Source organism: Leifsonia sp. NPDC014704 (genome assembly GCF_043083605.1).
GTDB lineage: Bacteria > Actinomycetota > Actinomycetes > Actinomycetales > Microbacteriaceae > Leifsonia.
On sequence record NZ_JBIBYW010000002.1, the window covers coordinates 740,513 to 751,618 of the forward strand.

The 11,106-nt window shown below is 73.4% G+C and carries 10 protein-coding genes; 5 read left to right on the top strand and 5 right to left on the bottom strand.

The window, feature by feature from the left end; genetic code table 11:
• Window positions 1-1,155 (top strand): uroporphyrinogen-III synthase, encoded by a 1,155-nt coding sequence (locus ACF1AJ_RS15130; RefSeq protein ID WP_391508084.1) that lies wholly within the window; start codon window positions 1-3, stop codon window positions 1,153-1,155.
• A gap of 19 nt (window positions 1,156-1,174) precedes the next feature.
• Here the strand turns inward: ACF1AJ_RS15130 and ACF1AJ_RS15135 are convergent, their stop codons facing one another.
• From ACF1AJ_RS15135 to ACF1AJ_RS15145, 3 genes are read right to left on the bottom strand one after another with little or no spacing between them, the layout of a single operon-like run.
• Window positions 1,175-2,752 carry an FAD-dependent oxidoreductase gene (locus ACF1AJ_RS15135; protein ID WP_391508085.1) on the bottom strand — a complete coding sequence of 526 codons (1,578 nt, stop codon included), beginning with the start codon at window positions 2,750-2,752 and terminating at the stop codon, window positions 1,175-1,177.
• Complete coding sequence (locus ACF1AJ_RS15140; protein ID WP_391508086.1) at window positions 2,749-4,851, bottom strand: molybdopterin oxidoreductase family protein; 2,103 nt, start codon at window positions 4,849-4,851, stop codon at window positions 2,749-2,751. The genes ACF1AJ_RS15135 and ACF1AJ_RS15140 overlap by 4 nt, the downstream gene beginning before the upstream one ends.
• Before the next feature lie 12 nt (window positions 4,852-4,863).
• Entirely contained in the window at window positions 4,864-6,294 is a 1,431-nt protein-coding gene (locus tag ACF1AJ_RS15145) for an MFS transporter (RefSeq protein WP_391508087.1), read from the bottom strand.
• Window positions 6,295-6,512: 218 nt separating this feature from the next.
• On the opposite strand from ACF1AJ_RS15145, the gene glp reads away from it, so the two are divergent.
• Entirely contained in the window at window positions 6,513-7,757 is a 1,245-nt protein-coding gene (gene glp, locus ACF1AJ_RS15150) for a gephyrin-like molybdotransferase Glp (protein WP_391508088.1), read from the top strand.
• Window positions 7,758-7,776: 19 nt separating this feature from the next.
• Here glp and ACF1AJ_RS15155 read toward each other — a convergent pair whose 3' ends face one another.
• Complete coding sequence (locus tag ACF1AJ_RS15155; protein WP_391508089.1) at window positions 7,777-9,015, bottom strand: DNA polymerase domain-containing protein; 1,239 nt, start codon at window positions 9,013-9,015, stop codon at window positions 7,777-7,779.
• Window positions 9,016-9,336: 321 nt separating this feature from the next.
• Between ACF1AJ_RS15155 and ACF1AJ_RS15160 the strand changes: the two genes are divergently transcribed.
• Window positions 9,337-9,777: a hypothetical protein gene (locus tag ACF1AJ_RS15160; protein WP_391508090.1), complete on the top strand. Its 441-nt coding sequence runs from the start codon at window positions 9,337-9,339 to the stop codon at window positions 9,775-9,777.
• A complete protein-coding gene (locus tag ACF1AJ_RS15165; protein ID WP_391508091.1) occupies window positions 9,774-10,124 on the top strand; it encodes a hypothetical protein in 351 nt (116 codons plus the stop codon). The genes ACF1AJ_RS15160 and ACF1AJ_RS15165 overlap by 4 nt, the downstream gene beginning before the upstream one ends.
• A gap of 28 nt (window positions 10,125-10,152) precedes the next feature.
• On the opposite strand, the gene ACF1AJ_RS15170 is transcribed toward ACF1AJ_RS15165, so the two are convergent.
• The gene (locus ACF1AJ_RS15170) at window positions 10,153-10,434 is read right to left on the bottom strand and encodes a hypothetical protein (protein WP_391508092.1); all 282 of its coding nucleotides are present in this window, start codon (window positions 10,432-10,434) and stop codon (window positions 10,153-10,155) included.
• An 82-nt stretch (window positions 10,435-10,516) separates the two neighbouring features.
• On the opposite strand from ACF1AJ_RS15170, the gene ACF1AJ_RS15175 reads away from it, so the two are divergent.
• On the top strand, window positions 10,517-11,068 hold the full coding sequence (locus tag ACF1AJ_RS15175; protein ID WP_391508093.1) for a hypothetical protein: 552 nt from the start codon (window positions 10,517-10,519) through the stop codon (window positions 11,066-11,068).
• Window positions 11,069-11,106 lie beyond the last annotated feature (38 nt).

The following is an 11,106-nucleotide window of genomic DNA, read 5'->3' on the forward strand; positions in this document are numbered from 1 at the left end:
ATGAGCGACGAGCGCCCCGGTGACGAGCGCCCCGGCATCGCCGCGTTCCGCCCCGACCAGCTGGCCGGATTCCGCATCGGCGTCACGAGCGACCGCCGGTCCGCGGACCTGATCGACGCGTTCGAGCGCCGGGGAGCAACGGTTCTCCACGCTCCGACGGTGCACATGCGTCACGCCGACGACGACGCCCCGGTCATCGCCGACACGGAGCGGATCATCGACGCGGCGCCCGACGTGCTCCTGGCCACCACCAGCTACGGGATGCGCCGCTGGTTCGAGGTCGCCGACTCGGCCGGGCTCGGGGAGGCGCTGCAGCACACGCTCGCGGAGTCCACCATCCTGGTCCGCGGCCCCAAAGCGCGCGGCGCTGTGCGTGCCGCCGGCCTCGACGACGCCGGGATGAGCGACGAAGAGACGACCGCATCCCTCGTCGGCAAGCTGATCGCCGAGTACCCGCCCGGCATCACCGTCGCGGTGCAGCTGCACGGTCAGCCGGATGAAGCGCAGCTCCAGCGGTTGCGCGATGCGGGCGACACGGTGATCACGGTCGCCCCGTACTCCTGGTCGGTCGCCGCGGACACCGACGAGCGCGTCACCCGGTTGGTCGAGGCGATCGCCGCCCGGCAGCTCGACTGCGTGACGTTCACGAGCGCCCCGGCGGTCGACGGCCTGTTCGCCGCGGCGCTCGCCCGCGGCCGCTACACGGAGGTGGTGGATGCGCTGCGCGGCGACGTCGTCGCGGCCGGGGTCGGCCCCGTCACCGTCGCCCCGCTCGTCGCGGCCGGCATCGAGCCGCTCCAGCCGGACCGCTTCCGCATGGGGGCGCTCATCCGGCTGGTCTGCGAGCACCTGGAGGCCCGATCCACCCGCCGGGTCACGACCCGGCACGGCGACGTCGAGTTGCGCGGGAGCATCGCGATCGTCCGCGGGACGCCGATCCGGCTGACCCCGACCTCGCTGTCGCTCTTCCGGGCGCTGGTTGCCGCCAACGGTGCGGTCGTGTCGCGCAGGGAGCTCTCGATCGCGCTGGCGGACGCGTCCGACCAGTACGACGAGCACGCGATGGAGGTCTCGCTCAGCCGCCTGCGGCAGAGCCTCGGAACGCCCGGCCTGGTGGCGACCGTCGTGAAGCGGGGGTACCGACTCGACGTGTGAGGCGCCGTGACACCGGGCGTCATCCCGGCACCGCCTGCGCCGCCGCGAGGAGGCTCGCGATCCGGCCCTTGCATCCCCCGCATCCGGTGCCAGCGCGGGTCTCGCGGCCGACCTCGTCGACCGTGCCGCAGCCTCCCGCCGCGGCCTCGGAGATGCGCCCGGCCGTCACGCCGTTGCACCAGCACACCGTCGCCTCCGGACCCTCGGGGTCGTCCGCGAGAACGTGCGCGTCGTCGGCGGCGTCCAGCCGGAGCAGCGCGGACGGCTCGGCCGGGAGCGCGCCGCCGCGCTCGAAGAGCAGCGTCAGTTCCGCGCCGGCGTGGGGGAGTCCAACGGAGACGAATCCGGTGAGCGCATCGTCGCGGACCACGGTCTTGAGGTAGGCGCCCCGGGCCCGGTCGAGCCAGACGGCGACCTCGGCGGTCTCGTCCCAGGCGTCGGCAGCATGATCGCCTCCCGCGACCACGTCGAGGCCGGTCGCCTTCAGCATCACGACGGCCGGACGCTCGCGTAGCGCCACGGCGGCGTCCGCCCCGGCGGACCGGCCGGCCGCCTCGGCGCGCAGGCGGCGCGCGAGGGCGGCGGCCTGGCGCCAGCCCGGACCGATCAGCCCGGATGGCGCGCCGGGGACCCGACCATCGGCTCCCGCGTCCTCGGGCGACGCGACCTGTGCGCAGTCGCCGAGGGCGAAGACGTCCGGATCGCTCCAGCTGCGCAGCTCCTCGTCGACGAGGATGCCGGACGCGCACGCGAGACCGGCGGCCAGCGCCAGCTCCATCCGTGCGCCGACGCCGCAGGACAGCACCAGCAGGTCGCCCGCGATGTAGGTTCCGTCAGCGCAGCCGATGCCGTCGAACACTGGTCCGCTCGGCTCGTCGCGGAAGCCGATGCTCTCGGCGCGCGCATGCGCGGCCATGCCGACGCCGAGCGTGCGGGCGGCGCGGCTCAGCATCCGACCGCCCGGCTCGTCGAGGTTGCGCGCCATCGGCGTCGGACCGTGATGGACGACGACCACCTGCGCGCCGTGCTCGGCGGCGAGGAGCGCGAACTCCATCCCGAGCACGCCGGCTCCGAGCACGACGATGGTGCCGCCGCCGGCGACCACGGGTGCGACCGCCTCGGCGTCGGCCAGGTCGCGCAGGGCGACGACGCCGGTGGGCAGAGGACGCGCACCCTGGTCGAGCGCGACTCCGGGCGCCGCCGAGCGGTCGCGCCGGGCGTGCTGGAGGCCGTCGAGCGTCGGGATGTTGGCGCGCGCACCCGTGGCGAGCACGAGCCGGTCGTAGGGGAGCTCCTCGCCGGTGTCGAGCAGCACACGCTGGCGCTCCCGGTCGATCGCGACTGCCACCTCCCCGAGCCGGATATCGGCACCGGCAGCGCGTGCCGCAGCGGTGTCCGTGAGGTCGAGACGCTCGCGTGCGGCCGCCCCGACGGCGTATTCGGCGACGAGGACGCGGTTGTAGGCGTCCTCGCGCTCGGCGCCCACCACGGTGAGCGTCGCCTCCCCGTCGGCGACGGAAGGCAGCAGCTCCTCCACGAAACGGGCACCGACCGGGCCGTAGCCGACCAGCACGACGCGCAGCGGGCGTCCGCTCATGCCGCCTCCTCTTCCGCAGCGGGGCGGACCGTCACGGCGGTCCGCTTGAACTCGGGCATCGCCGAGATCGGATCGACGACCGCCTCGGTGAGCAGGTTGGCGCACTGCCGGCCGGCGAAGTGGAACGGCAGGAACACCGTGTCGTGGCGCATGCCGGCCGAGAGCAGGGCGCGTGCCGTCACAGCGCCGCGTGCGTTGCCGACGGTGACCCGGTCGCCGTCGGCGATGCCCAGCCGGGCGGCCGTCGCCGGGTGCAGTTCGGCGCGCACCTCGGGCTGTGCGGCGACCAGCTCGGGCACCCGGCGCGTCTGCGCGCCCGACTGGTAGTGCTCCAGCAGGCGCCCGGTGATCAGGGTGAGCTCGCCCGGGAGCCGTCCGGTCGTGAGCTCGCGGGCCCGCACGGGGACGAGACGCGCTCGCCCGTCGTCGTGGCCGAAGCGGTCGAGGAAGAGGCGGGGCGTGCCCGTCGACCCGGCGGGGTACGGCCAGTGGGCCGCCTCCCCGGTCTGCGCCTGTGCGTCGAGGAGGGCGTGGCTGAGCCCGGAGTAGTCGGCGACACCGCCCGCGGAGGCCCGGGCGAGTTCGTCGAAGACCTCCGCCGGGTCGGTCGGCCACACCGATGCCGCGTTCAGCCGGTGGGCGAGGTCGGCGAGGATGTCGAGCTCGCTGCGCACCCCGGGCGGCGGGTCGAGCGCGCGCCGCCGTCGCAGGATGCGGCCCTCCAGGTTCGTCATCGTGCCCTCCTCCTCCGCCCACTGCGTCACCGGCAGCACCACGTCGGCCAGCTCGGCGGTCTCCGAGAGGACGAAGTCGCAGACGACGAGGAGGTCGAGCGCCTCGAGCCCGGAGCGGATGACGCCGGCGTCCGGGCCGGAGACGACCACGTTGGAGCCGTGGACGAGCAGCGCCCGAACGCCGTCGGGCCGCTGGCCGAGCATCCCGAGCAGTTCCACCGCGGGGACGCCGGGGCCGGGGATGACGGCCGGGTCGACGCCCCAGACCGCGGCGACCGCGGCGCGGGCCGCCGGGTCGGTGATCTTGCGGTAGCCCGGCAGCTGGTCGCATTTCTGCCCGTGCTCCCGCCCGCCCTGCCCGTTGCCCTGCCCGGTGAGCGTGCCGTAGCCGGATCCGGCCCGGCCGACCAGGCCGAGGGCCAGCGCCAGATTGATGGCGGCTGTCGCGGTGTCCGTGCCGTCCACGTGCTGCTCCACGCCGCGCCCGGTGAGGATGAAGGTCCCGCGCCCGCGCGCGAGCCGGCGGGCGACCTCCCGCAGCTGCCCGACCGGGACGCCCGTGTGCTCCTGCACCCGCTCGGGCCACCATCCCGCGACACTGCGGCGCACCGCGTCGAAGCCGGTCGTGCGCGCTTCGAGGTACGCGGTGTCGGCGAGGCCTTCGGCCAGCACCACGTGCAGCAGCCCGAGCAGCAGGACGAGGTCGGATCCGGGCGCCGGTTGCAGGTGCATGCCGGCGCCATCCGCCGTGAGCTGCGCCGTCTGCGACCGCCGCGGGTCGACCACGATCAGCCCGCCGGCCGCGCGGGCCCCCGCCAGGTGTCCGAGGAACGGCGGCATGGTCGCCGCGACGTTCGAGCCGAGAAGCAGGATGGCGTCCGCGTCGTCGAGGTCGGTCACCGGGAACGGCATCCCGCGGTCGACGCCGAACGCCCGGTTGCCCGCGGCCGCCGCCGACGACATGCAGAACCGTCCGTTGTAGTCGATGCGCGAGGTGCCGAGCGCCAGCCGGGCGAACTTGCCGAGCAGGTAGGCCTTCTCGTTGGTGAGACCGCCGCCGCCGAAGACGCCGACCGCGTCGGCCCCGTGCTCCCGCCGGATGGCCGCCAGCCGTTCCGCGACCAGACCGAGGGCGTCATCCCAGCTCGCGGGCCGCAGCTCGCCGTCGCGACGGACCAGCGGGACGGTGAGCCGGTCGGGCGTCCGCAGGAGCTCGGCCGAGGTCCAGCCCTTCTTGCACAGACCGCCGCGGTTCGTCGGGAACGCGCGCCCGGCCACGGTGACCGGGGTCGCTGCGAGCGGGTCCGGCGTCAGGGTCATCGCGCACTGCAGGGCGCAGTACGGGCAGTGGCTGTCGGCGGTCATGGAGCGGCCGGCCTAGATCCGGACCCCGCGGCGACGCCCGTGCAGGGCCACACCGACGGTCACCGCGAGCAGCACGGCGTACGCGGCGACGAACCAGAGCAGGCCGGACTCGTAGCCGCCGGTCGAGGTCTTCGACAGGCCGAGCACCTGCGGGATGACGAACCCGCCGTATGCGCCGAACGCCGAGACGATTCCAAGGGCGGCCGCCGCGGTGCGCTGGGCGGAGACGTCGCCCGCCGTGCTGTGGCCGTCGGCGGCGCCGGCACGCAGCGCGAACAGGGTGGGGATCATCCGGTAGGTGGCCCCGTTGCCCGCGCCGCTCGCGATGAACAGCACGAGGAAGAAGGCCAGGAACAGCCAGAAGTTGTCGAGCGGAAGCGTGAGCACCACCGCGAGCGCGCCCGCGCCCATGACGACGAAGGCCGCGATCGTGATGACGCTGCCGCCGAACCGGTCGGCCAGTCGCCCTCCGAACGGACGGGCCAGCGAGCCGACCAGTGCGCCGAGGAAGGCGAGCGAGAGCGTCGCTCCGGCCACGGGGAAGGCGCTGAAGGAGGGGAACTGGTCGGCGATCAGCTTCGGGAAGACGCCGGAGAAGCCGATGAACGACCCGAACGTCCCGATGTAGAGCAGGGCCATCAGCCACAGCTCCGGGGCCTTGAGCGCCGCGAGGGAGGCGGTCAGGTCGGCCCGGGCGTTGGTCAGGTTGTCCATGCGCCGCCAGGCGCCGACGATCGCCACGATGATGAGCGGCACCCAGATCAGGCCCGCGAGGGGCAGCTGCAGGGTCGCGCCGGCTCCGATGGTGATGACGATCGGGACGGCGAACTGCGCGACGGCCGCGCCGAGGTTGCCGCCGGCCGCGTTGAGGCCGAGCGCCCATCCCTTCTTCCGCTGCGGGTAGAAGAACGTGATGTTCGCCATCGAGCTGGCGAAGTTGCCGCCGCCGAAACCGGCCAGCGCCGCGACCAGCAGCATCACGCCGAACGGCGTCTGCGGGTTGGCGACGCAGACGGCCAGGCCGATCGCCGGAATGAGCAGCAGCGCCGCCGAAATCATCGTCCAGTTGCGCCCGCCGAAGCGCGGGACCATGAACGTGTAGGGGAAGCGAAGTGTCGCCCCGACCAGGCTCGGCATCGAGATCAGCCAGAAGGTCTGGGCGGTGTCGAAGGTGAAGCCGGCCGCGGGCAGCGACACGACCACGATCGACCACAGTTGCCAGACGACGAAGCCGAGGAACTCGGCGAAGATCGACCAGCGCAGATTGCGCCGGGCGATGGCTGCGCCCTGGTCGCGCCACTGCGCCGGGTCTTCGGCGTTCCATCCCTCGATCCAGCGGCCGGGGCGGACGGTCAGGGCGGTGCCGGGGGCGGTCGCTTCGGAAGCGGTCGCATCGGGGGTGGCGTTCCCGGTCGTGGCCGGTGCGGAGACGGTGCTGGTCATCGGTGGACCTCCTGCGGGGAACCTGCGGGTGAAGTGGGTGTCCCCACGCTAGGAAGCGCGTGTTTCCGCCGACCGCTCCGTGCGTGAAAGCGGCGTAACGAACACCTCTCGGCCGGCGCCCGGCGCTGTGAGGGGAACGTAACGGGGCGAGCGCCTCCGGGCAACGGGTCCGTCATCGTCGCCGCATAGCGTCTCTCTGACAGACCTCGGAGGTGGAGATGGATGCGACAGCGCTGACCGTCGACGGCTACCGCGCCGCCGTGCTCGAGCCGGTGCGGCCCCTGCCCGCGGAGGAGGTCGCGCTCGTCGACGCCGTCGGCCGCGTGACCGCGCGCGAGCTCGCCGCCCGGCAGCCGGTGCCGCTGTTCGACAACTCCGCGATGGACGGCTACGCGGTGCGTGCGGCCGACCTCGTCGGCGCGAGCGCGGCCCATCCCGTGACGGTCAGGGTCGCCGACGGCGCCCGCGCCGGTGACCGGCGCCCGGCACCGCTCCGGCCGGGGGAGGCGGTGCGCGTGATGACCGGGGCGCCGCTGCCCGCCGGCGCAGACCTCGTGGTCCCGGTCGAGCTCACCGTCGCCGGACGGTTCACGGGTGACGCGACGGTGACCCTCTGGCCGTCCGCCAAATCGAACATCCGTCGTGCGGGGGAGGACGTCGCCGCCGGGGCGCCGCTGCTGCCCGCGGCCACCCCGCTCACCGCTCGTGCGCTCGCCCTGCTCGCGGCGACGGGGCACAGCACGGTGGAGGTGCGCAGGCGTCCGCGCATCGCCGTTGTCTCCAGCGGCGACGAACTGGCGGGAGCAGAGCCGTCGTCCCGCGACCAGCAGGATGTCGCCGCGTGCGTCATCCCCGATTCGAACGCGGTCTACCTCACCGCGGCGGCCCGGTCACTGGGCTGCGAGGTCAGCGGTGTGCACCGCGCCGGTGACACCGAGGAGGCCCTGCGGGCAGCCCTCGACGCCGCGTCGCAGGACGCCGACCTGATCGTCTCGACCGGCGGCCTCGGCGCCGGGACGCACGACCTGCTGGGCCGGCTCGTCGCGGCATCACCGGGAGGGATGCTCGCCCGCGTCGCGATGCGGCCCGGCCGCCCTCAGGCGCACGGCAGCTGGAGCGGCGTGCCGTGGCTCGCCCTCCCCGGAACGCCCACCGCCGCCTTCGTCTCGTTCGAGGCGTTCGTTCGACCGGTGCTCGACCGCCTCGCGGGCAGGGCGACGACGGACACGTCGGGCGCGGAGGTCGTCTCGTCCGGCTGGGCCGGGTCCGCCGGGGCGGTGCGCTACGTGCCGCTCGCGGTGACCGACCGCGGCGACGGCGTATCGGTGACCCCGGTGGGCGCGCCGGGTGCGGCCTCCCACGCGCTGTCCGCGATGTTCACCGCACCGCTCATCGGCGTGGTCGGAGCCGACATCGAAGACGTGGTCGCGGGTCAGCTCCTGCCCGTGATCGCGCCGGCCTGAGCGGGCGTACTCGCGGCGGCTACTCCCGGCCGGGCCACTGCCGCCCGGCCCACGGGTCGTAGTCGGCGATCAGCGGCTCCTGCTCCGGGCGATCGGGCTCGGGAACGTGCTGCAGGTTCACCCGGACGCGGTACCAGAGCGAACTCGAGCCGCGCATCCCGTCGACCAGTTCGTCCGCCGGGTGCAGCTGCGCCGCGACGTCCGGGTGGGCGGCCTTCCACTGTTCGAGCGCATCCACCGCCTCCGGCTTCGTCTTCGTGCGGGCGACCTCAATAAGGGGCATCTGCGAGACGCGCCGCCCGGCGCCGTCCCCGCTGCGCGGAGGTTTCTCGGCCGGCCCGAGCTTCTTCGCGAGCGCGAGCAGGGCGTCCAGCGAACCGACGGCGTCGTCGATGCCGTCATGGGGGTCGCCGCGCTCGGCGAAGCGGTCGAGCACCGTCCGGACGGTGAACTCCTCCGGGCGCCGATCGCGCACCTCGTCCCAGTCGAGCGGGGTCGAGACGCGCGCGTCGGGCAGCGGGCGGATGGAGTAGGCCGAGGCCACCGTGCGGTCTTTCGCGTTCTGATTGAAGTCGACGAACACGCTCTCGCCGCGCTCCTCCTTCCACCACCGGGCCGTCGCGAGCCCCGGCGCGCGGTTCTCGACCTCGCGGGCCAGCGTCTCCGCCGCCAGCCGCACGTCGGCGAACCCCCACTCGGGCGCGATGCGGACCAGGATGTGCAGGCCGCGCGATCCGCTCGTCTTCGGCCAGCCGACCAGCCCGTGATCGTCGAGCACCTCCCGGGCGACGAAGGCGACGTCCACGATCTGCGACCAGTCGACACCCGGCATCGGATCGAGGTCGACGCGGAGCTCGTCGGGATGGTCGAGATCCTCCGCGCGGACCGCATGCGGGTTGAGGTCGAGGCAGCCGAGGTTGGACACCCAGGCGAGCCCGGCCGCATCCCGCACCACCGCCTCCTCCGCCGACGTGCCGCTGGCATAGTGCAGCGTCGCAGTGTCGATGTAGTCGGGATGCCCCTCCGGCACGCGCTTCTGGAAGAACGGCTCCTGCGACAGCCCCTTCACGAAGCGCTTCAGCACCATGGGCCGGCCGCCCGCGCCGCGCAGCGCGCCGTCGGCGACCGCGACGTAATAGCGCGCGAGGTCGAGCTTGGTCAGCCCGGGCTCGGGAAAGACGACCTTGTCGGGGCTCGAGATGCGCACCTCCTGCCCCTCCACCTCGAGGAACGTCTCGGACTTCTTCGACGGGCTCATGCCCGCCACGGTAGCCGTGCCCGCGCGGCCGGGCCAGGGTCGGGTCGCGCGGCCGTCCGCCCGCGCAAACGGAGGACATCTCGCACCTCTGGTCTCGAACTCCCTCCCTTCGTGTCCGATCCACGGCGCGCCGCGCCGGATCGCCTCCCTTTCCGCATCGGGCAGCCCGCCCCGGCGCCGCGTCGCAAAGGGAGGAGAAAAGCAGGATGCGCCCGCGCGCCGACGGGGAACGGAGGTGTTCAGGGCAGGTATCGTGCCCGACCACCTCCGTTTCTGCGGGCTGCCCGCAGGCTCTGGGCCGCCGGGCCGGCTGCTGCTAGCGTGCCGTTCGGGGGGTACGCGATGCGGCAATGGGTGTTCGCGACGGCGATGGCGGCGGTGGTCGCGGTGGGGCTGAGCGGGTGCGTGTTCCCGCCGACACCGTTCGACGGGAAGCGCACGGCGGAGGACCGCATCCCGACCGACCTCATCCCGGAGGTCCAGGGCGGCGACATGTCCACCTCCCGCTACCAGGGCAGCGCCGACGGCTGGGACATCTACCTGCTGCGCGGCACGCATCCGTTCGGCATCTGCCTGGCGTACACCGACGGCACGCCGGAACGCTCCGGCGCCGCGTGCTCGGGCGGGACCTGGATGCGAGCGGGACTGCCCGACGGCGACGAGTTCGAGGTGAGCCTGAACGGCTTCATCGACACCCCGAAGCCGGGCCAGACGGTCCTCTCGACCTGGGTGCGTCAGGTCAGGCACGGAACCGGCGGATGACCGGCCGGTGGGGCCGTCGGCGCTGGGCCGGGCTGGCGATCGGGATCGTCTGCTGCGCCGTGCTCGTGGGAGTCGCGACGTTCTTCATGCAGGTCCACGACGCAACCGCCGACTGGTGGCCGCGCGCCATCCCGACCCGGGTGCAGTACGACCACCGCGACTTCACGTGCGGCGACAACCCGCGGATGTATGACGTCGAACCGGAAGCGCTGACCGGCCTCCAGCCACGGGGACGCACGATCGGCGGCGGCGTCATCTACGCGCCCCCGGGCTACGACCTGCCGGCGGGCATCGTCGTCTCGGCGAACGGCGAACTCCGAGCGTGCCCGCTCAGCGGCGGGTTTTGATCCGTGCCTCGACCCGGCCGCACGCCCTTCAGGCCCGCGCCTCGCCCGCCAGCCGCGAGTTGATGAGGGAGAGGGCCGATGCGAGGGTGTCGGTCCGCGCGCTCTCGGTGAAGCCGGGTCGGAGTATGAGCACGCTGAATCCGGTGTCGTCACGCTCCACGTATGCGAGCAGGCCGGCCGGGTCGGTCGGCGCGACGCGGGTGTCGGTGATGCGCCATGATGTGTCGGTCAGCGGGATGATCTCCAGGGCGGGGTCCACGGGGATCCCCTCGAAGCTCGCCAGCATCGCCGTGCCTCCTGTTGCTGCCATGATGCCACTCGATCACCGGGCTCCGGAGACGGCCAGGGATTGACAGAGGCGCCGGGCGGCCTCGTCGGACACAATGGGTGCCATGGGATCCATGGACCTCAACCCGCCCGTCGACGAGCACGACGGCGTCCGGGTCCACCGCGCGCTGTGGCGGCACTGGGGAACGCCCGCGGCGATCTACGGGACGATCGTCTACGCCAGCGTGATCGCGGCGACCTCGGTCGATAACGAGGACAGCGGCTCGGCCGTGCAGATCCTCGTGTTCAGCCTGGTCAGCATCGTCGTGTTCTGGCTGGCGCACGTGTACTCCGACGCGCTCGGGTTCCACGGCGACGCCGACCGTCTGGGCGACCGGATGCGCGACTCGCTGCGGCACGCGCTGTTCGAGTCGAGCGGGATGCTGGAGGCCGCCGTCATCCCGAGCGTCCCGCTGCTGCTCGCCTCGCTGCATGTCCTCTCCGCCACCGCCGGCGTGTTCCTAGCCCTGTGGCTGTGCGTGCTGCTTCTCGCCCTGCTCGGGTTCCTGGTCTTCCGCGTGCGCGGCCGTGGGGTGTGGGTGTGCCTGGTGGGGGCGGTGGTGACCGGGCTGTTCGGCGTGGTCGTCATCGTGCTCAAGTCGCTGCTGTCGCACTGAGCCCATAGCGCCGCCGGGCGCGCCGCGGAAGCATGCGT

What these genes read in the sequence shown, in the direction of transcription:
- ACF1AJ_RS15130 (WP_391508084.1), top strand. Translation starts at nt 1, where the DNA reads ATGAGCGACGAGCGCCCCGGTGACGAGCGCCCCGGCATCGCCGCGTTC.
- ACF1AJ_RS15135 (WP_391508085.1), bottom strand. Translation starts at nt 2,752, where the DNA reads ATGAGCGGACGCCCGCTGCGCGTCGTGCTGGTCGGCTACGGCCCGGTC.
- ACF1AJ_RS15140 (WP_391508086.1), bottom strand. Translation starts at nt 4,851, where the DNA reads ATGACCGCCGACAGCCACTGCCCGTACTGCGCCCTGCAGTGCGCGATG.
- ACF1AJ_RS15145 (WP_391508087.1), bottom strand. Translation starts at nt 6,294, where the DNA reads ATGACCAGCACCGTCTCCGCACCGGCCACGACCGGGAACGCCACCCCC.
- glp (WP_391508088.1), top strand. Translation starts at nt 6,513, where the DNA reads ATGGATGCGACAGCGCTGACCGTCGACGGCTACCGCGCCGCCGTGCTC.
- ACF1AJ_RS15155 (WP_391508089.1), bottom strand. Translation starts at nt 9,015, where the DNA reads ATGAGCCCGTCGAAGAAGTCCGAGACGTTCCTCGAGGTGGAGGGGCAG.
- ACF1AJ_RS15165 (WP_391508091.1), top strand. Translation starts at nt 9,774, where the DNA reads ATGACCGGCCGGTGGGGCCGTCGGCGCTGGGCCGGGCTGGCGATCGGG.
- ACF1AJ_RS15170 (WP_391508092.1), bottom strand. Translation starts at nt 10,434, where the DNA reads ATGGCAGCAACAGGAGGCACGGCGATGCTGGCGAGCTTCGAGGGGATC.
- ACF1AJ_RS15175 (WP_391508093.1), top strand. Translation starts at nt 10,517, where the DNA reads ATGGGATCCATGGACCTCAACCCGCCCGTCGACGAGCACGACGGCGTC.